General features: G+C 53.5%; 16 protein-coding genes. 5 read left to right on the forward strand and 11 right to left on the reverse strand.

Annotated elements, in window-relative coordinates:
* The first annotated feature begins 299 nt into the window (after window positions 1–299).
* Window positions 300–2447, forward strand: coding sequence for a fatty acid oxidation complex subunit alpha FadB (gene fadB, locus ADG881_RS03955; RefSeq protein WP_007150763.1), 2148 nt, complete (start codon window positions 300–302; stop codon window positions 2445–2447).
* Between the two features lie 24 nt (window positions 2448–2471).
* A complete protein-coding gene (gene fadA / locus ADG881_RS03960; RefSeq protein ID WP_007151209.1) occupies window positions 2472–3647 on the forward strand; it encodes an acetyl-CoA C-acyltransferase FadA in 1176 nt (391 codons plus the stop codon).
* Window positions 3648–3786: 139 nt separating this feature from the next.
* On the opposite strand, the gene ADG881_RS03965 is transcribed toward fadA, so the two are convergent.
* Window positions 3787–4071, reverse strand: coding sequence for a type II toxin-antitoxin system RelE/ParE family toxin (locus ADG881_RS03965; protein ID WP_007149134.1), 285 nt, complete (start codon window positions 4069–4071; stop codon window positions 3787–3789).
* A complete protein-coding gene (locus ADG881_RS03970; protein WP_039926096.1) occupies window positions 4061–4327 on the reverse strand; it encodes a type II toxin-antitoxin system ParD family antitoxin in 267 nt (88 codons plus the stop codon). Before ADG881_RS03970 ends, ADG881_RS03965 begins: the two co-directional genes overlap by 11 nt.
* Before the next feature lie 524 nt (window positions 4328–4851).
* Here ADG881_RS03970 and ADG881_RS03975 point away from each other — a divergent pair.
* On the forward strand, window positions 4852–5577 hold the full coding sequence (locus ADG881_RS03975) for a hypothetical protein (protein WP_007151434.1): 726 nt from the start codon (window positions 4852–4854) through the stop codon (window positions 5575–5577).
* 110 nt (window positions 5578–5687) lie between these two features.
* Here the strand turns inward: ADG881_RS03975 and ADG881_RS03980 are convergent, their stop codons facing one another.
* The 4 genes from ADG881_RS03980 to ADG881_RS03995 all read right to left on the reverse strand — a co-directional run bounded on the left by ADG881_RS03980 (window position 5688) and on the right by ADG881_RS03995 (window position 9487).
* On the reverse strand, window positions 5688–6539 hold the full coding sequence (locus tag ADG881_RS03980) for an ion transporter (RefSeq protein WP_007151200.1): 852 nt from the start codon (window positions 6537–6539) through the stop codon (window positions 5688–5690).
* Between the two features lie 149 nt (window positions 6540–6688).
* Window positions 6689–7342: a glutathione S-transferase gene (locus ADG881_RS03985; RefSeq protein WP_007149290.1), complete on the reverse strand. Its 654-nt coding sequence runs from the start codon at window positions 7340–7342 to the stop codon at window positions 6689–6691.
* Between the two features lie 275 nt (window positions 7343–7617).
* Window positions 7618–8064: an AgmX/PglI C-terminal domain-containing protein gene (locus ADG881_RS03990; protein ID WP_198004989.1), complete on the reverse strand. Its 447-nt coding sequence runs from the start codon at window positions 8062–8064 to the stop codon at window positions 7618–7620.
* A 314-nt stretch (window positions 8065–8378) separates the two neighbouring features.
* A protein-coding gene (locus ADG881_RS03995; protein ID WP_156790334.1) for an IS3 family transposase occupies window positions 8379–9487 on the reverse strand; the annotation gives its coding sequence in 2 pieces (ribosomal slippage) (window positions 8379–9226 and window positions 9226–9487; 1110 coding nt in all).
* 93 nt (window positions 9488–9580) lie between these two features.
* On the opposite strand from ADG881_RS03995, the gene ADG881_RS04005 reads away from it, so the two are divergent.
* Complete coding sequence (locus ADG881_RS04005; protein WP_007151457.1) at window positions 9581–10555, forward strand: IS110 family transposase; 975 nt, start codon at window positions 9581–9583, stop codon at window positions 10553–10555.
* A gap of 17 nt (window positions 10556–10572) precedes the next feature.
* Here ADG881_RS04005 and ADG881_RS04010 read toward each other — a convergent pair whose 3' ends face one another.
* The 4 genes from ADG881_RS04010 to ADG881_RS04025 all read right to left on the reverse strand — a co-directional run bounded on the left by ADG881_RS04010 (window position 10573) and on the right by ADG881_RS04025 (window position 15326).
* A complete protein-coding gene (locus ADG881_RS04010; RefSeq protein ID WP_007148582.1) occupies window positions 10573–12339 on the reverse strand; it encodes an anti-phage dCTP deaminase in 1767 nt (588 codons plus the stop codon).
* 123 nt (window positions 12340–12462) lie between these two features.
* Window positions 12463–13335, reverse strand: a complete 873-nt coding sequence (locus ADG881_RS04015) for a hypothetical protein (RefSeq protein ID WP_039926103.1) — start codon at window positions 13333–13335, stop codon at window positions 12463–12465.
* Window positions 13336–13533: 198 nt separating this feature from the next.
* On the reverse strand, window positions 13534–14211 hold the full coding sequence (locus ADG881_RS04020; RefSeq protein ID WP_007148474.1) for a DUF2726 domain-containing protein: 678 nt from the start codon (window positions 14209–14211) through the stop codon (window positions 13534–13536).
* A gap of 266 nt (window positions 14212–14477) precedes the next feature.
* Window positions 14478–15326, reverse strand: a complete 849-nt coding sequence (locus ADG881_RS04025; protein ID WP_007151328.1) for a class I SAM-dependent methyltransferase — start codon at window positions 15324–15326, stop codon at window positions 14478–14480.
* A 246-nt stretch (window positions 15327–15572) separates the two neighbouring features.
* Here ADG881_RS04025 and ADG881_RS04030 point away from each other — a divergent pair, with 246 nt between their 5' ends.
* The gene (locus ADG881_RS04030; RefSeq protein ID WP_007151042.1) at window positions 15573–15992 is read left to right on the forward strand and encodes a CBS domain-containing protein; all 420 of its coding nucleotides are present in this window, start codon (window positions 15573–15575) and stop codon (window positions 15990–15992) included.
* A gap of 394 nt (window positions 15993–16386) precedes the next feature.
* Here the strand turns inward: ADG881_RS04030 and ADG881_RS04035 are convergent, their stop codons facing one another.
* Complete coding sequence (locus ADG881_RS04035; RefSeq protein ID WP_007151207.1) at window positions 16387–17394, reverse strand: TIGR00266 family protein; 1008 nt, start codon at window positions 17392–17394, stop codon at window positions 16387–16389.
* Window positions 17395–17399: the final 5 nt, after the last annotated feature.

Genomic DNA, 17399 nt, shown 5'->3' on the forward strand with positions numbered 1-17399 from the left:
AAGCTCAAGCCCGGCAGTCTGCCACGGCGTCGCCCGAACAGCACGAACACAAGGAGCAAGTGATGAAATTTTCGCCATACGGCGCCCCGCAATCGCCAACCCGACCAGATAGTCACAAATTAGGGCTAAAAAAGTCATCCCGCTTCCCTATACTTGCGGGCCTACGAGTTTCGTTGTTTATGTAAGCAAACACTCACATGAATGCCATATAAACAACGCGCCCACCCCGAATTTCGGGGCCTGGGGCACACCAAAGCGGTCATTTAAACCGCGTACTTTGGGACTGGAGAGCAGAAGCTATGATCTATCAAGGCAACGCCGTAAGCGTACAACTGCTTGACGACGGCATCGCCGAACTGAAGTTTGACCTTCAGGGCGAGTCCGTTAACAAGTTCAATCAGGAAACCGTGGAAGACCTCGGTAAGGCTGTGGAAGCTGTTAAAGGTAACAGCGACATCAAAGGCCTGATCGTGACTTCCGGCAAAGGGGTTTTCATTGTTGGCGCCGACATCACCGAATTCACAGACATGTTCAAGCTGCCGGAAGATGAAATCGCCGGCTGGTGTCTGAAATCCAACGAAGTCTTCAACGCTTTTGAAGATCTCGACATTCCCAAAGTGGCAGCCGTTAACGGCATCGCCCTGGGTGGCGGCCTGGAAATGTGCCTGGCTGCAGATTTCCGCGTGCTGAGCGAAAAAGCCCAGGTAGGTCTGCCGGAAGTGAAGCTGGGCCTGTACCCGGGCTTCGGCGGCACCGTGCGTCTGCCCCGCCTGATCGGTGTGGACAACGCTGTTGAGTGGATCGCCGCTGCTGGCCAGCACAAGGCCGACAAAGCGCTGAAAGACGGCGTGGCTGACGCGGTCGTCGCTCACGACGAACTGCAAAACGCCGCCATCGATCTGGTCAAGCAGTGCCTGGCCGGCAAGATCGACTTCCGCGCCAAGCGCGCCGAGAAACTCGAGCCGCTGAAACTGCCGCCCATGGAAAACATGATGGCCTTCCAGACCTGCACCGCCATGGTGATGGGTCAGGCTGGCAAGAACTACCCGGCACCGGTAGCGGCCGTGAACACCATGCAAAAGCACGGTGGCATGAACCGCGACAAAGCACTGGAAGTGGAAGCCAAAGGCTTCGCCAAAGTGGCCAAGTCCTCCCAGGCGACCTGCCTGGTCGGCCTGTTCCTGGCGGACCAGCAAGTGAAAAAGGTCAACGGCAAAACCGCCAAGGCCTCCAAAGAGATCAACCAGGCTGCGGTACTGGGCGCAGGCATCATGGGCGGCGGTATCGCCTTCCAGTCTGCCTCCAAAGGCACCCCGATCATCATGAAGGACATCGCCGACAAGGCGCTGGACCTGGGCATGAGCGAAGCCAGCAAACTGCTGACCAAGCGCGTTGATCGCAAGAAAATGAAGCCGGCCAAAATGGCCGAAGTGCTGTCCTCCATCCGCCCGACCCTGAACTACGGCGACTTCGCCAACGTGAACGTGGTTGTTGAAGCGGTTGTCGAGAACCAGAAGGTCAAGCAGTCCGTACTGGCGGAAGTGGAAGGCGAAGTGACCGAGGGCACCGTGCTGGCCTCCAACACCTCCACCATTTCCATCACCAAACTGGCTGACGCCCTGAAGCGTCCGGAAGACTTCGCCGGCATGCACTTCTTCAACCCGGTACACATGATGCCGCTGGTGGAAGTGATCCGTGGTGAAAAGACCTCCGATGAAACCGTTGGCACCCTGGTGGCCTACGCCCAGAAAATGGGCAAAACCCCCATCGTGGTTAACGACTGCCCCGGCTTCCTGGTGAACCGTGTACTGTTCCCCTACTTCGGCGGCTTCGGCATGCTGATGCGCGACGGTGCCGATTTCCAGGCTGTCGACAAAGTGATGCAGAAGTTCGGCTGGCCCATGGGCCCGGCATACCTGATGGACGTAGTTGGCATCGACACCGGTGTTCACGCGGCCCAGGTCATGGCTGAAGGCTTCCCCGAGCGCATGCAGTACGACTTCAAAGATGTGTCTACCGTCATGTTCGAAAACGAGCGTTACGGCCAGAAGAACGGCATCGGCTTCTACAAGTACGAGCTGGACAAGAAAGGCAAAACCAAGAAGGTTGTCGACGAGTCCACCTACGAACTGATCAAGCCGCACGTTGCGGACACCCAGGAATTCGATGCGGACGAAATCATTGCCCGCATGATGATCCCCATGTGCACCGAAACCGTTCGCTGCCTGGAAGACAACATCGTAGGTTCCGCTGCCGAGGCCGACATGGCCATGATCTACGGCATCGGCTTCCCTCCCTTCCGTGGCGGTCCGCTGCGTTACATCGACAGTGTTGGCGTTAAAGAATTCGTCGCGCTGTGTGACAAGTACGCGCACCTGGGTGGCATCTACGAAGCACCACAGATGCTCAAAGACATGGCCGCCAAGGGCGAGTCTTTCTTCGCCTAAGCCACGGACACAGGAGATTTAGAAATGAGCTTGAATCCAAAAGACGTTGTTATCGTCGATGCGGTCCGTACCCCCATGGGCAAGAGCCGTAATGGCCAGTTCCGTCACGTGCGTGCCGAAAAACTGTCAGCCCAGCTGATCCAGGCGCTGATGGCCCGTAACCCGAACTGGGACACCCAGCTCACTGAAGATGTAATTTGGGGCTGTGTAAACCAGACCAAAGAACAGGGCATGAACATCGCCCGTAACATCTCCATGCTGGCCGGTCTGCCGCGCACCAGCGCTGCACAAACCGTGAACCGTCTGTGTGGTTCTTCCATGCAGGCACTGCACTCCGCCTCACAAAGCATCATGACCGGCAACGGCGATGTATTTGTTATCGGTGGTGTAGAGCACATGGGCCACGTGGCCATGGATCACGGCATCGACCTGAACCCGGAAATGTCCAAAGTGGCTGCCAAGGCATCCAACATGATGGGCCTGACCGCGGAAATGCTGGGCAAGATGCACGGCATCACCCGTGAACAACAGGACGCCTTCGGCGTTCGTTCACACCGCCTGGCGTGGGAAGCCACCCAGCAGGGTCGTTGGGACAACGAAATCGTGCCCATCGAAGGCCACGACCAGAACGGTCACAAAGTGCTGTGCGAAATCGACGAAGTAATCCGTCCCGGCGCCAGCATCGAAGACATGCAGAAACTGCGTCCGGTATTCGATCCGGCCAACGGTACCGTCACTGCCGGCACCTCCTCTGCCCTGTCTGACGGTGCCTCCGCCATGCTGGTGATGAGCGCCGAGCGTGCCCAGGCCCTGGGCCTGAAGCCCCGCGCCAAGATCCGCTCCATGGCCGTTGCCGGTTGTGACGCAGCCATCATGGGTTACGGTCCCGTACCGGCCACCCAGAAAGCGCTGGCCCGTGCTGGCCTGACCATCGACGACATCGACTATGTAGAACTGAACGAAGCGTTCGCTGCACAGTCCCTGCCGGTGGCCAAGGACCTGAAGCTGATCGACAAGATGGAAGAGAAAGTGAACCTGAACGGCGGCGCCATCGCCCTGGGTCACCCGCTGGGCTGCTCCGGTGCGCGTATCACCGGCACCCTGCTGAACGTCATGGAATGGAAAGACGGCCAAATCGGTCTTGCCACCATGTGTATCGGCCTGGGTCAGGGTATTGCTACCGTCATTGAACGGGTTTGATAAACGCCTGATGCCCAAAGCCTGACGCCGGATGCAATTCGGCGCTCAGGCCCGGCAACGCATTTCCGGCCCGCCTCACAAGGGCAGGACTGGAAACAAAAAACCCCGGCTTACCCGCCGGGGTTTTTCTTTGTTGGGCCTACAAATTTTCATCAATGTCTTGGCGCCCAAGCACCCGCATGATTTCGACCACACTGCCATTGACTCGATAGTAAATACTATCCACTCCACAGACACTACGACGATAACCTTCCTGAATATACTCAACCGAAGGGTAGAGACGAGGTGCTTGTGCGATACGCTCAAAACGCTGAATCAGAGCCTCAAAATACCGAACCGCCTGCTCTTCACCAAATATCTCAACACCGCGCCAGTAAATTCGAGCCACATCCCTTTTGGCCGCATTACTGAGTTTATACGTCATCCCTTCCCAATCCGTCCTGGATCTCTTTCAGCAGCTCATCTGAACTCTGCCTCGTAAAACCAGCCTGTTCCGCTTCGCGCAATTTGGCGCGAATTACCTGCACCTCACGAGCACCTTCCTGCTCGCGCAACTGGCGTTCGCGAATCAGCTCACGCACCACTTCACTCTCATTACCGTAGTGTCCGGTCTCGATCTGGATCTTGATCCAGCTATCCTGCTGCTCTGTCACAGTAATGCTCTTCTTCACCATTGCCATACGAAACCTCACGCAGACGAACTTATACTACCAGGTAGTATAAAATCCGCACGCGGGAAGGAAAATGCCGCTCGTCTGCCTACCAATCCCAGGGTAGTACGGCGTGTCGCCCGGTGCGGCTTGTTGATAGCCCGCTCAGGTCACCGTCGCCATACTGATCCAGTGCTCCAGAATACTGAGCCTACGGGTAGCCAGACATCAGCCAGCCACCACCTGATCCGTAGGAGACTTGCCAAGTTGTGGATGTCTTGTTGTTCGTTTGTTGTTCGGTAGGCTTACCCGCCGGGGTTTTTCTTTTTTTAACACCAGACTGACCTGTTCTGCATAACCGGGCCTTTCTGCCCCTCGTCTCCCCCACCGTGCCTTCGGTACAGTAACGGTTCTGTCACCAGAACAGGCTGAAGCGCCGCCGACAACAGAGCATCATTCAAGTCGCGTACTCACCGCCGCGTGAGCGCTGCTTTCTCCACCACAGAGGGCAAGACGGCAACGCGTGATCAGCCTGCATCAAGGAGGAAGCCTTCATGCTTGACTGGATTGCACAGCATCAAAAAATCCTTTCTGTCGTCGCCAGTTTCAGCTCACTGGTTATCTGGATCGTTTACGCGCAACTCCTCTATCTGGGTTTCCGCCGGCAACGCAGCCCGCGCCTGATCATTAATCGTGGGCGCAACAAGGACATCAATGCGCTCTGCCTGATCAGCAACATGAGCGCCGAATCCGTTTTCGTGCAATACATCATCGCCGAACTCCATACCTCCCAGGGCACCATCACCATGGATGTGACGGATTTCGAGCAGGAGTACAACAAGGGCGACGAAAACCCGGAAAGACACAATCCCACTTCAGGCGCAGTGAATGTGTCGGAGAACACACGCCAGGGCCCGATTAAACCGGGCGGCTTCTCCCATATCGGCACGTTCAAGGAATTGGTTGAGCGCATCGCCCGCTGTGAGGGCATCAAGATGGACGGGCACATGCCCCAGGGAGATCTGGAGTTCACCCACCTGACCCTGCGGCTGATCGGTATCTATGGCCCCGAGAACAAACCCATCGGCGCCGAGCGGGGCTTCGATCTGGCTTACAACGCCAGTGAATTCTCTCTCAGCCCCGCCTCCTGGGACACCAAACAGCTGACCTCCATGAGACAGCGCCACAAGCTCAAGAAGATTGTGGAACAGCTCAACGCCTCGAACATTACGTCGTCATCGCCTTTTCAGGATGCGGTAAAGGAAGCGCAGACGAGCTAGCAGGCCAAGCTTACTCAATGAGGCAACGGGGCGGGAGATTCGGCCAGGCAGCGATACGGTGCAGACCTGCCTGACCATCAGTGGCGGCCCTGGCGCCGCCACAGGCGGACTTATGAATCGGCCTTGTTCTGCTGGGCCGCTTCCAGTGCCACGATTTTTGCGTGCATGGTGCGCATCAGGTCCAGCATTTCCTGGCGCTCATCGTGGGCAACCAGATTGTTGGCTTCCCGCTCGGCGCGCTGCTCGCTTTCGTGTACTTCCTGAGTCGCGCTCACAATGATGGCAATAAACAGGTTCAGCACCATAAAACTGGAAATCAAAATGAAGGGCACAAAGAAGATCCAGGCCATGGGGTACACCTCCATCACAGGCCGGGCGATCCCCATGGACCAGCTTTCCAGGGTCATGATCTGGAACAGGCTATAGATGCTGGCGCCCAGAGTGCCAAACCACTGTGGAAACGCCTCACCGAACAGCTCGGTGCCCATCACCGCAAAAATGTAGAACATCATCAGCAACAGCGCCGCCGTCCAGCCGATGCCGGGCAACGCCTGCATCAGGGATTCCACCAACATACGCAGCCGCTTCACCGATGACAGCAGGCGCAGCACCCGCAGAATGCGCAAACTCCGCAAGATGGCCAAAGGCCCGGAGGCTGGCGCCAGGGAAATGGCGACGATCAGGAAATCAAACACATTCCAGCCGGAGCGGAAAAAACGCGGGCCAAAAGCCACCAGCTTGAGCGCGATCTCCGCCGTAAACGCCACCAGAATCAACTGATTCACCAGGCTGAGCCACTGCCCTGCCCGCTCCTGGGCCACCGCGGAGGTTTCCACCCCGAGGATAATGGCATTCAGGAGAATCAGCGCGGTAATGCTGTTCGCGAATAACGAGGACTCAAGCCAAACGGTCAGACGCTGGCGCCAGCCATAAGAGGGAACGGAAGAAGACGAGGCCTGCATGAAACATCACCCAACGAGATAAAAGCCGCGAGTATACCTGATCTGTCCATGGGTATTGATAGCGTACGGTCGGGCAAGCAGGTCAATTGGTCGCTGCTCTAGCACCCTTTGCGAGCGGGTTAACGCACGGGACAAGGCCCGGGCATCACTCAGGGACGAGCAGGGAAAACCACCACCTCATCGCCCTCCTGCCATACCGGCAGCTTGATCATGGTTTGCAGAAAGAGTGGGTTTTCCAACCAGCCCTGTAACCACCGCTGCAGATTCGGGTAAGGCAGCTGGCCAAATACATCGCGATCGACATGGGCGAATTGGCGGACAAACGGCATCACACCAATATCCGCGATGGTCGGGGCATCCCCAAGCAAGTAAGCGCTGCTCTCCAGCAACGACTCCAGAACCTGAAGAAAGGCCTCTCCCCGTTGCCGATACTCGGTCTGAGTCATCTCGACATGGCGGTCGGCGTATTTATAACGATCCAGCCAATACTTGAACTCATTATCGTTTTGCTCAATCAACGCATTCGCCTGATCCAGGACCGTTGCGTCTAAAAGCCCCTGTGGATCCTGCTGCTCCAGCGCCCACACCATGATATCCCGGCTTTCTTCAATCACAGCACCATCGGCCAGCAGCAAAACGGGCACGGTGCCTTTAGGGCTTATCGCCAGCATTTGCGCAGGCTTGTTCTTCAAGGTCACTTCCCGCAGCTCAACCTGCAAACCCGAAAACCAAACGCCCAGGCGGGCACGCATGGCATAGGGACAGCGCCGAAAGGAATACAGACAATCAAGTGAGGCCGTCATAGCGATAGTTCACAACTGGATCAGGGGTGTATTTATGCAACAGGGAACCGGTATGTCTGCTCACCACCAAAATGGTTGTCGATAAACTCAACTCATAAGGTGCGTAGAGGGAAAGGATACTATTGAACCGATGCCCCGTCCCGGGACACTCTACTCATCGCCATTGGGGGGTGTCCTTTTCTTTTTAACTTCACAGATCAACCACTACACGTGATCAGTATTTGGGAAATGGGAGACCTGACCCTCGCGTTTCGCTTTTTCTTCACAGGCCAAAATCAGGGAGAGAACCGGAGGGTGTACTCTCCTTTCCAGCCGCCAGGCCCAATACCCGGAAACTTCATGGCAGAGGCAATCATGAGAAAGCGTCTTTCAAGGTCAGAGTGATCCAGGTCCGACTGCATGATGTCCACCGAAGATACCGTCCCATCACCGCTCACCTCAAGCCTCAGCGTTACATTTCCTGCCAGGAAAGGCTCGTCTCTCAATGCTCTTCGGTATTGGCTATCAAATTTGGGGGTATAACGGCAAAACGTGTGGTTAATCAGTGATAAAGTCGATTTGTCTACAACTCCCGCTTCACAAGACCCATCCCCCAAACTGCTCTTATATTTGTCAGCAACCAGCGGGCGAGACTCAGCTACAGAAAAATTCCCATTATCTTCGGAGGCGATCACAGCCTCAAAAAGCAATGACATGCTCAACATTAGAAAGAAAGATTTCATGAATTTCTCGAGTTTAAGCTCAGAGGCATTGGGCATTTGAGGCATTGGGGTCAGGTCTTGTAGCGTGCGTTAAAACACTATGCACGATGAAAGACCTCGTATCTTGAAGATGCCGAGATAAAACAGGATGGTAACCCTGATGAATCGGCCGGGCCGACTGAGACTGGCAAGACTTTAGGCAATTAGCCTGTGGGTCAGATAAGTCCGTCGGTCCGTTGTCTCTTTCATCTATTTCGAAGGGTAACTTAGGCCGGGCAGCATGCCCAGAGCCTGGATACGAGGAAGATCATGATGAATGAGTGTCCACTCCCCCTTTAGTGAGGCAGTCCTAAACTAGAGTTTTCTACTTTCTGGCGATACACCGCTGGCGGTATGTCACCCAAGCTTTCATGCGGACGCTCGTCGTTGTAATCCAGCATCCACAGCCAGGCCATTTCCCGAACCTGGCCCAGACTCTCGAACAGATAGGCGTCCAGGAACTCATAACGGAACGACCCGTTAAATCGCTCGACGAAGCCGTTCTGTTGCGGTTTGCCAGGCTGGATGTAGGCGACCTCAATGCCTTTCTCTTCACACCAGTCATAGAACTCCGCTGCGATCAGCTCTGGCCCGTTATCCACCCTGATCTGGTTTGGCAGCCCACGCTCTTGCTCAAGGCGCTCCAGCGTCCGCACTACACGTCCTGCCGGGAGGCTGGCATCCACTTCGATGGCGAGACACTCGCGAGTGCCCTCATCGATGATATTCAGCGTACGGAAGCGCTTGCCGCAATAAAGCGTGTCGTGCATAAAATCCAATGCCCACTGCTTGTTCGGATACATGCTGACCTCCAGCGGTTTGGCGATACGCTTGGGCAATACTCGCTTCGTGCGCCTGCGCAAATTCAGGCCCATCTGGCAATATACGCGGTAGACACGCTTGTGGTTGAAAGGCAGGCCTTTGTTCCTAATGCGCTTGTAGCACTTCCAGAAGCCTGCCCTCGGTGACTTCTTGAGTTGCTCGTTCAGCGCATCAATGACAGCAGCATCCGCTACACGCCAGTCCCGGGGCTTGCGGTAGTAGCTCGCCCGCCCCAGACCGACCAGCTTACAGGCGTGAGTGATCGATAATCCAAATTCGACCAGAGTCGTTGCCGACTCGCGTCTCTCCGCTGTCACCAACCCTTTTTTTCGAATAGATCCTTCAGGGCAGCATTTTCCAGGCTCAGATCAGCAAACATCTGCTTGAGTTTGGCATTCTCGTCCTGAAGCTCCTTGAGCTTCTTCACATCCGACGCTTCCATGCCACCGTACTTGCTCTTCCAGTTGTAATAGGTGGCATTGCTGATGCCATGCTTTCGGCAGATCTCCTCGACTTTCATGCCCGCATCGACCTCTTTGAGGATTGATACGATCTGAGTTTCAGTAAACCGTGATTTCTTCATAGTCGTCTCCTGAGATGTGATATTCCCAGAAAACTCTAATCAGGTCTGTCTCAGTTTAGGGGGAGTGGACATGAGCATGCCGTTGGTATCGACGTGTCCAAGAAGAAACTCGATATCTGCGTTGTCTCTGCCAACAAGACCAAAACCAAAGTTCTTAAGAACACGCCAGCAGGTCATGGTGAATTGGAGAGATGGTTAAGACAGCGCGACCTGCCAAAAACAACGCCTGTTGTTCTTGAGGCTACAGGCCCTTACAGCGAAAGAGTCGCGACAATGCTCGCTGATGCTGGCTGGGCAATAAGTGTCGTAAACCCAGTTCGCATAACGGGTTTCGCCCAAAGTGAATTAAGCCGAAACAAGACAGACAAAGCGGATGCCAAACTCATTGCCCGTTTTGCACAGAAAGCAGAACTTCAACTCTGGCAACCCCCGAGCCTGGCTGTGCGAGAACTACGCGCCTTGGTTGACCGACTACAAGCTTTGATAGATATGCGTCAGCAGGAGCTGAACAGGCTTGAGGCCATTGATCAGGGATCGGTAATCAGCGTTGGGGATATGGTTAGAGAGCATATTGATTGGCTGAATAGCGAAATCAAGAATGTACAATCTGAGATTGATGACCATATTGATGGCAACCCCGAGCTGAAACATGACGCCGAGCTGATGGAGAGCATTCCTGGTATCGGTAAGCGAGCTTCCGCCCAGTTCTTGGCTTATATCGGAGATGTCAGACGCTTTAAAAGCGCAAAGGCCCTAGCCGCGTTTATCGGTGTCACACCTCGACAGAAACAGTCAGGCACTTCCCTGAATGGCCGGAGCAGCTTATCTAGGGCCGGACACACCGCTGCCAGAAAGGCGCTGTTCATGCCTGGCATGGTTGCCAAGCATCACAACCCCGTCATCATCGCCATGGCCCAACGCCTAGAACAACGTGGGCTGACCCCGAAAGCCATCGTAGGCGCGAGCATGCGAAAACTGGTGCACCTGATTTATGGTGTGTTGAAATCAGGCCAGCCCTTTAAGGCAGAAATACCAATGGCGGGGATTGAAGTTCAAGAGGGTATCTGACCCCAGCTTCACAAAAGCTAACTCTGACTTGCAAGATAAGCAAGCTCATCTTTATAAGCCATAAGTGGCTCATATAGCCTTTGATAGCCCGTACCAACAGCACCTTTAAATTGAGTAAGCGTTGGCCTGTGCTCCCCGTTAGCCATGACGTGATCCCGTGAAATTCCAGGATAAGGGTCAATAAAAACGATTTCCTCTATTCCAAGCTGTAACGCTTTTTTAGAACAAAGCTCACAAGGACTCGCTGTAGAGAACAGTTTCCCCCCTCTAACAGAGGCCCCACCATACTTTGTTATCTGCAAAAAGGCATTTTCTTCAGCATGAAGGGACCTAGTGTGTACTTGATTTTTATCCCCTCTCAAATCATTTTCTGTATCCTTAAAACAATATGAGAGAGGCCTTCCAGTCAAATCGGTAATATCATCCAAAAGAATTTTATTCTTTTTCTCAAGCTGCCCCCTGAAATCAACGTTGTTTCTCTCATAATCACTATACGCAACATGATCGAATTCCGTTAGAGCACCTTTCACGCTTCTCAATGCACATGGAACTTGACTTGCAGGAACATCATTCCAACCAACAGCTCTTATTGAATAGTCATCACCAGTTACAACCGCGCCAACTTGTCTAGAGATACATCCCGAATTCATTTTTGCAGTAAAAGCTATTTGCATCACCCTTTCGATTGATGTAGGAGAAACCAAGCCTGGGTGAAGCATAAGAGAGAAATACCATAGGAGCTGTGATTTAAGAACATTTGTATTTGAAATCTCCCCCCTTGGGTTAAAAATATGAATATCTGAAAACTGAAGGCATTTTCTTACATCTGTAACAGTAATTTTCTCAGCCCAGTCATCTGGGCTATACAGCTCACTTCTCCTAAAAGCCTTACCCGACTCCGTCTCATCAAGCAAAGAAAGCTGATCCGGGTCAAATTTGTGAACCTGATGAAGATACCTTGTTCTTGCGTCATCTGGAGCATTAATAGAAATCAGGTAGAATGCAGAATATCTATCCTTAAAAAACCGTGCCTCGTAGGGATTTCTGATAGCATCAATAACCACATAACATGGATCTCTGAGCTCTCTCAAGCACTTAATTACTCGATTAATTGTAATAGGCAACGTAAATATTGCATGCTTATTAAATGGTTGAGCCTTGTAATCTAGGTCGATATCACCCACTCGCCTCAATGAGTTGCCTGCACTCTGATACGCCGCAACGTAAAGCCCCTCGTCAATTTTTGTCAACGCCGCCTTTAGATCTCTCGTAAACCTTCTAACATTAACCAAAAGTCGCAAGAACGATTTATCAGTAAACCCAGACACATCAACATCACCATCATGATCCAGAAGCATCGATATATCTTTAGCATACTTATTAACCAAGTCATTCCTTAACTCAACAACACTGCTTACAGCACTGGAGATCTCGCTCTTATTAATTTTCTCTTTATTTCTATGCTTAAATATGAAATCAACAACTTTATCTTTATCCTTTCTCATAAAATATGCGGATATAAGATCTGAAATTTTTATCGATATGAATCCGCTCCAGTTTTCCTCAGCGTAGTTCCTTAGTATCTCATACCTTCTACGATTCAAACCCTTATAGAAATCAACTCCGCTCTGTACAACATCAGTAAGATTAGGAAAAAACTGATCAGAACGCCTTTTTTCTAGTATTGAGGCAGCAGTAGTGCAACCCGACCCTGTACGCCCGGTCAGACCAACCACAATAAATTTTTTTCTTTCAAGAAATATCTCATCTAGTGTACTAGCCATTATTCTCACTTTTTCCAAATCATATAATTCTTGGGAACCGGGGTCAGGTCTTGCATTGTGCGCTAAGACAAGATTCAAACACTTAGCACCATGAAATAGCTTATCCCTGCTTCCCCGAAAAATTCATTCAGCCCTTAACTTCTCCAACCTTTCTTTGAACACATCCCGATATGGCTCTGGATATGGCTTCGTACTCATAAAACCCTTGTCACAAAGATCCAGCCATCGTGATAGGGCCGAAGCATATGAATATCCATCACGATGATTTAAACCTTGCAGGTAAAGATCTGGCAGATACACCATGTCTTCCGCATCCCACCATTCACCTTTTACCTTCCAAGCACCTTCACCACACCAAGACAAAAGCGTTTCTCCACCTTGTATCTCATCAAGAGAATCGCCATCTACATAGACGCCTTTTGTGTAAATCCCCTGCTTTGCCAAAATTGCCAAGCAGGCAGTCAAATCTGCTCTCGCCTTCCAGTAACAGAATGACCAATCATTACAAAGATAAAACCGGCTTATCTCATTATCACCAACAGCCCCTACCTTTTCCTGAATAACCAAAAGAGCCTCATCTGGGTATTCACATTTTCTAGGCACCAAAAGAAACGCATAGAGAAATATATCTTTCCGGTCCCCCAAAAGGCTCAAAACAAAATCTTTAAACACTGCTGGCCGCTTATAAAAGTTGTATGTTGGGTAAATCTTCCCTGAGGCACCATCCACCCAAGATCTATTTGCGTTAAACAATTCACATGCATCATCTAATGCTGATTCTGTCAGCTTCAGTGTTAACTGGTCCAAGCTCTGCATGTCCGAAATTGACAAATCATGACCAAAGAAACGTGGAATCTGATTTTTGTGTACACCATGACTCTCAAACAGATTAAGAAATCGCTCGGCGATTAGCTCTTCCTCTTCTGGCTGTTTCTTCCACCAACGAGAAACCCTGTCCCAGATTGAAAGACCAGCTTCAATTTCTCCAAGTACCATCTCTTTTCCTTGGTCTCATGCGACTGTTCACCTTTTTATTTCACGCGATGCGCAGGTCACGTGAGGAACATTAGGGTCAGGTCTTGCCCCGTGCGCCTTAGACTCAACACTTCACCGCACCCCGACACTTCGGAAATGCACTACACCCCCAAAACTGCTGCCCTGCATTCTTCCCTGAGCGAGCTTTGCGCAGCACCATCACTCACCACACTGATGACAAGCACGCGCAACGGGTTGAGCAGCGACGTCCACACCAGAGGGAGCCTCTATCGGCTTAACTACTTGTCGCTCGATCTGCTTGTTTGCCCCTTCCTGCTCATTGGCCGTTACTTCAACGCTCTGCCCTTCAATCTGCTCGGATTTCTCTTGGGACGAATCGTACTGCACAGGAAAAAGCACAGCCTCAACCTGCTGACGAATATCTGCCACCCCATATCCCCTGGCCGCCCTGATTCTCAGCAGCGGCAACCCAGCCGATTCACAGGCTCGCTCCAGAAAGGCATCCCGCTTCTGCCGTTTGGCCGAACCATGGCTGGCATCATCCAGCTCAATGGCCAGTTTTACGGCGCAGTCGTGTGGGTCGCAGAGGAGGAAATCGACGTGTTTGGCGGAAATCTTGTTGAAGGCTTGTTGCCAGTTGGATCGGTTGAGGCCTTTCTGGGGAGCAAGCACGTCCGCCACGCGGACTTTGGAGAAGATGAGGGCCTTGTCGCCCACGGCTTGAGTGAGCACGCCGTAGAAAGAGCGTTCGGCTTTGGAAAGCAGATAGGGTTTGCGGCGATAGCCGAAGGTAGACGCTCCGCCGCCGGCCCGTTTCTGTTGGGCCAGGATCAGGATGACGCCAATGGCGATAGCCAGTAGAACGCCTAATTCCACAGGCTTATCTCCCGTTTGGCGGTAAACGGGCGCAGTAGTGCTGAATATGGTGATAACCGGACTGGCATCCCTTCCCCTGAGTCACATTACAGGCCGTGCCACCCTGGCCAGCCGTTGTTATTGGTATCTTTCTATTTGTGATCCAGTTCCGAATGTACACAATCTTCGAGCGCAAATAAATGAATAAGCTTCAGAGGCTTTGTTTCTGTGTTGGGGATCAACGGTAAAAGTAATGATTCGCCCCTCTAGTGGGGCTCCTACGCCTCCTATGCTCGTGCCTTGATCTGCCAGCAGGCGGCGTTGAATTTCACGGTATCGCCGAACACACAGGGCTCGAAGGCTTCTCTGACCACGGTAATGAGACGGGCTTGTGTCTTTTCGTCCAGGTCGGGGAAAACGCGGCCGAGCGGGCCCAGGCGGGTGAAGTAGCCGACCAGCTCGCTCTCGGGGAAGGTGCATTCGAAATCCAGTGGTTCGATGCTGATGTGATGCCAGTGCGCAGCTTCAAGAAGGCTTTCCACACGTTTGGCGTCTGCGAATGCGAACTGCCCGGGGGCGTCCGGGGCTTGTTGTGGCAGCGTGACGATGGATTTGGCCGCCCGGGCGGCAGCGGTCATGAAGGGGGTTTCTTGCGGGGAGCGCCAGGCCACGAACAGCCCGGGGGCGTCTGTGGTAGCGGCACGCCTCAGGTTCTGGAAGGCCTTGATAGGATCGTCGAAGAACATGATGCCGAAGCGCGAGACCAGCATGTCGTACCGGCTTTCACCAAAATCATGGGTCTCTGCATCGGCACAGATAAACTCTACGCCCGCCTTTTCTGCGCCGTTCTTTTCCGTACCCTGCCGTGCCGCCTCGATCATGACCTCGGAAATATCGACGCCTGTTGCCTGCCCCTCACCCCGGGTATAACGGCTGATCGCGCGAGTTGTGCCGCCGGTACCGCAGCCGATATCGAGAACGCGCTGCGGCGACTGGCATTCCACCGCCTCAGCCAGCAAGCCCTCGATGGGTTTGAACAGGTGATCAATCAGCCGCTGGGATTCCACCCAATTGCGCCCACCCACGCTTTTCCACAGCGTTGACGGGTTGTCGGGTGTCTCTGTTGAACGGTTCATGCTCACTCTCCGGGAGGCGCTGTCTTGATATTACCGGTTAGCTTGCCACTTCAAGTCGGCTTGAGGTCAAGCAACGTTTTTTTGGGGAGGAGTAAAAAGTTCGCGCCTCAAGTGGCGCTCCTACAAAAGGGAGCCAGCATCGTCTGCGGCAAGTTGGCATGGTTCCCGCAGTAACGTGCCTGGTGGCCAGCGAAAGTGCTGGCCGAACCCTTTGTGGTCCCGGACCAGAGCAAGAGGTAAGCCCCCATGGATTCTGTATCCATCAAAGACCTGATGAGCACGCGTTTTGCGACGATTCACCCGGAGATGCCGGTGGTGGAAGCCTCCAGCAACCTGATCAAACTGGACATGCTGGGCAGCCCGGTCACCGATGACGCCGGTACGCTGGTGGGCTGGATCAGTGAGCGCGAATGCCTGCAGGCGGCGCTGCAGGTGGTGTATCACAACCAGCGCGTGGCCACGGTTAAAGACTTGATGCAAAGCGAGGTGCTCACGGTATCGCTCACCGATGACGTGCTTAGCCTGGCCCAGCAAATGCTGGCCGCCAAGCCCAAGATCTACCCGGTGGTGGATGCGGCCAACAAGGTGGTCGGCGTTATCAGCCGCCGCCACATCCTCAATATGCTGGACCAGAAGCTGGCCGAGCTGTGCCAAAAGGCGGGCTAGCCTGCCACCTGGCGCAGCTCAACAGCCTGATTTGCGCACTTTTGGTGCCCAACATGCTCGCACCGGTGTGCCGCTGTGGTGCACAAGATGCGCCGCCCTGACCGTAATGCGGCTCACTGAAGAGAAGCAGCGCTGTACCAGCGTCTTCACCATGCGAGCATGTTTTCCCACCAATCCCGAAGTCTGAGAGGGTTGAGGGAAGCGATGTTTACATCGCGAAGGCTTCACTGAACGGATGTTTTTGCCAGGCGTCCGGCAACGTGTGAGGGGTTCGCAATACGGCAAGCAAACGGCGGGAAGAGCATTGTTCCCTCTAATCCACGAAGAACAAAAAAAGCGAGCCTCTGGTGGAGGCTCGCTTTATCAGAATGCCGATTCCGGTCCGTAGCGGCGATCAGCCTTTCTTGGGAGCTGGCCGGTAGGGGTGCAACCAGCTGAGGAAAGCATCTACCCCGCGGGTTTGAATCCACACCTTGCCTTCACCGCTAAAGCGGCAAACAAAGCCTTCACCCGAGAAGAACAGGGATTTGTAGCCACCCACCTTGGACACCTTGTAGTCCAGGCCATCGGTGAACGCCACGATGTTGCCGGTATCGACCACGTAGTCGCCTTTCACATCAATTTCGATCATGGCCCCGTAGGTGTTGAACCACAGGTCGCCCTGGCCTTTGGCGCGGATCAGAAACAGGCTTTCGCCGGAGAAGAAGCCCTTGGTGAGCCCCTGCCACTTACTTTCCACTTCCACTTCTGGCCCAGCGGCCACGAAGGCGGAGTTCTGCAGGTAAATGGTGTCATCGTTCAGAAAAACATGGCCCATGTCGCCGGGGGCGGCGGGCGCAATGCCAATTTCACCCGGGCCACCGGCTGCGGTGAACTCGTTGATGAAAATGGATTCGCCAGTCATCAGCCGGCCCAGGCCACCGCGCATGCGGGTTTTCATTTCCAGGTGCGTATCCATGGTGGCCATGGCGGACGCTTCTACCTTGATCTTCTGGTTGGCTGGCACAGTAACGGTAAGGAAACTGAAGTCCGGGCGCCCTTCAATTCTGAAGGCATAGCCCGGATGATCTTTGTCACTTTCGATGACGGCACTGCCGTCATTGCTGGGCGCAACGTCCCCGGCGGCATTGTTATCGGCGACAGGTGCAGGCGCAGGCTCTGCAACGGTTTCACTGGCCGCCTGTTCAAGCGTCACACCAATATTCAGCTTCTGCAGCGCGGTGCGGAATTTCTCTGCCACGTCCGGTGTTACATTCTTGCGAATAACCACTGGCGCACTGCGCAGCACTTTTGAGGCCTTTTCTTCTTCGGTTTTGAACAACGCGGCAAAGCCGGTAATGGCCTGCTGCAACGCAGTTTCATCGAAATCATGGTGAATGCGAATATCCACTGTCTCGCTCATGTCAT

Source organism: Alcanivorax sp. DG881, assembly GCF_000155615.1.
GTDB lineage: Bacteria > Pseudomonadota > Gammaproteobacteria > Pseudomonadales > Alcanivoracaceae > Alcanivorax.

Bases quoted from the DNA above. Each gene is read 5' to 3' on its own strand.
- fadB (WP_007150763.1), top strand. From the start codon at position 300: ATGATCTATCAAGGCAACGCCGTAAGCGTACAACTGCTTGACGACGGC.
- ADG881_RS04010 (WP_007148582.1), bottom strand. From the start codon at position 12,339: ATGGCTAGTACACTAGATGAGATATTTCTTGAAAGAAAAAAATTTATT.
- ADG881_RS04025 (WP_007151328.1), bottom strand. From the start codon at position 15,326: ATGAACCGTTCAACAGAGACACCCGACAACCCGTCAACGCTGTGGAAA.
- ADG881_RS03980 (WP_007151200.1), bottom strand. From the start codon at position 6,539: ATGCAGGCCTCGTCTTCTTCCGTTCCCTCTTATGGCTGGCGCCAGCGT.
- ADG881_RS03985 (WP_007149290.1), bottom strand. From the start codon at position 7,342: ATGACGGCCTCACTTGATTGTCTGTATTCCTTTCGGCGCTGTCCCTAT.
- ADG881_RS04015 (WP_039926103.1), bottom strand. From the start codon at position 13,335: ATGGTACTTGGAGAAATTGAAGCTGGTCTTTCAATCTGGGACAGGGTT.
- ADG881_RS03990 (WP_198004989.1), bottom strand. From the start codon at position 8,064: ATGAAATCTTTCTTTCTAATGTTGAGCATGTCATTGCTTTTTGAGGCT.
- ADG881_RS04035 (WP_007151207.1), bottom strand. From the start codon at position 17,394: ATGAGCGAGACAGTGGATATTCGCATTCACCATGATTTCGATGAAACT.
- ADG881_RS03965 (WP_007149134.1), bottom strand. From the start codon at position 4,071: ATGACGTATAAACTCAGTAATGCGGCCAAAAGGGATGTGGCTCGAATT.
- fadA (WP_007151209.1), top strand. From the start codon at position 2,472: ATGAGCTTGAATCCAAAAGACGTTGTTATCGTCGATGCGGTCCGTACC.
- ADG881_RS03975 (WP_007151434.1), top strand. From the start codon at position 4,852: ATGCTTGACTGGATTGCACAGCATCAAAAAATCCTTTCTGTCGTCGCC.
- ADG881_RS03970 (WP_039926096.1), bottom strand. From the start codon at position 4,327: ATGGCAATGGTGAAGAAGAGCATTACTGTGACAGAGCAGCAGGATAGC.
- ADG881_RS04030 (WP_007151042.1), top strand. From the start codon at position 15,573: ATGGATTCTGTATCCATCAAAGACCTGATGAGCACGCGTTTTGCGACG.